Annotated in this window: 2 protein-coding genes; both read left to right on the plus strand. The window is 62.0% G+C overall.

Features of this window, described 5'->3' with window-relative positions:
• Positions 1-17: 17 nt before the first annotated feature.
• Positions 18-776, plus strand: a complete 759-nt coding sequence (locus ACR0IO_RS22885) for an electron transfer flavoprotein subunit beta/FixA family protein (protein WP_155139352.1) — start codon at positions 18-20, stop codon at positions 774-776.
• Positions 776-1,705 (plus strand): electron transfer flavoprotein subunit alpha/FixB family protein, encoded by a 930-nt coding sequence (locus ACR0IO_RS22890; protein WP_170337268.1) that lies wholly within the window; start codon positions 776-778, stop codon positions 1,703-1,705. Before ACR0IO_RS22885 ends, ACR0IO_RS22890 begins: the two co-directional genes overlap by 1 nt.
• Positions 1,706-1,799: the final 94 nt, after the last annotated feature.

The following is a 1,799-nucleotide window of genomic DNA, read 5'->3' on the forward strand; positions in this document are numbered from 1 at the left end:
AAGGAGCAAGCGCAGAAATGAAGGTACTCGTGCCTGTCAAACGCGTGATTGACTATAATGTGAAGGTTCGCGTGAAAGCGGACGGTAGCGGTGTTGATCTCGCCAATGTCAAAATGTCGATGAACCCGTTCGACGAGATTGCGGTGGAAGAAGCGATCCGCCTGAAAGAAGCTGGCAAGGCTGATGAGGTTGTTGCGGTTTCGATCGGCGTGAAGCAGGCGCAGGAAACCCTGCGCACCGCGCTGGCCATGGGCGCCGACCGCGCCATTCTGGTTGTGGCCGCTGATGACGTCCACCAGGACATCGAGCCGCTGGCCGTTGCCAAGATCCTGGCCAAAGTGGTCGAGGAAGAGCAGCCGGGCATCGTTCTGGCGGGCAAGCAGGCGATCGACAATGACATGAACGCCACCGGCCAGATGCTGTCGGCCCTGCTGGGCTGGAGCCAGGGCACCTTTGCCTCGGAACTGGACATCGAAGGCGACAGCGCCAAGATCACTCGCGAGGTGGATGGCGGTCTGCAGACCATCAGCGTCAAGATGCCGACCATCGTGACCGTTGACCTGCGCCTGAACGAACCGCGCTATGCGTCGCTGCCCAACATCATGAAGGCGAAGAAAAAGCCGCTGGACGAGAAAACCGCCGCCGATTACGGCGTCGACGTCACGCCGCGTCTGGAAATCGTCAAGACCGAAGAGCCGCCGGCACGTGCCGCTGGTATCGTCGTGGGCTCGGTTGATGAGCTGGTCGAGAAACTCAAAGAAGCGGGGGCTGTGTAATGGCTGTTCTTCTTCTCGCAGAGGTTAACAACGGCGAACTGGCGCTGGACGCCACCGCCAAGGCTGTCACCGCCGCAAAGGCGCTGGGTGACGTGACCGTTCTGGCCGCGGGCGGTTCTGCCGCTGCTGCCGGTGAGGCCGCCGCCAAGATCGACGGTGTCTCCAAGGTTCTGGTTGCCGAAGACGCATCGCTGGGTCACCGCCTGGCGGAATCGACCGCAGCCCTGATCGTGGGTCTGGCCGACGGCTACGAGCACATCGTGGCACCGGCGACCACCGATGCCAAGAACGTGATGCCCCGCGTTGCAGCCCTGCTGGACGCAATGGTGATCTCGGATGCCTCCGGCGTGGTTGACGGCTCGACCTTCGAGCGTCCGATCTACGCAGGCAACGCGATCCAGACCGTGAAATCGAACGACGCCAAGAAAGTCGTCACCTTCCGCACCGCGTCCTTTGATGCGGCCGGTGAAGGCGGCTCGGCTGCGGTTGAGACCATCTCGGTTGGCGACAACCCGGGCCTGTCCGAGTGGGTCGAGGACAAGGTTGCCGAAAGCGACCGTCCGGAACTGACCTCGGCTGGCGTTGTTGTCTCGGGCGGCCGTGGTGTCGGCTCGGAAGAGGACTTCAAACTGATCGAAACCCTGGCTGACAAGCTGGGTGCCGCCGTTGGCGCGTCGCGCGCGGCCGTGGACTCGGGCTATGCCCCGAACGACTGGCAGGTGGGTCAGACCGGTAAGGTTGTTGCTCCTGACCTGTATGTCGCCATCGGCATCTCGGGCGCGATCCAGCACCTGGCCGGTATGAAGGACTCCAAGGTCATCGTCGCGATCAACAAGGACGAAGAAGCCCCGATCTTCCAGGTCGCGGACTTCGGCCTGGTCGCGGACCTGTTCCAGGCGGTACCGGAACTGACCGAAAAGCTCGGCTGAACCGGACATCCGGATTGATCTGCAAAGGCCCGCCATCCGGCGGGCCTTTTTCTATCCAAGATCCAAAACCGCGCCATACAAACATGACGCAATA

This window comes from Ruegeria sp. CE12 (assembly GCF_056537525.1).

Bases quoted from the DNA above. Each gene is read 5' to 3' on its own strand.
- ACR0IO_RS22885 (WP_155139352.1), top strand. From the start codon at position 18: ATGAAGGTACTCGTGCCTGTCAAACGCGTGATTGACTATAATGTGAAG.
- ACR0IO_RS22890 (WP_170337268.1), top strand. From the start codon at position 776: ATGGCTGTTCTTCTTCTCGCAGAGGTTAACAACGGCGAACTGGCGCTG.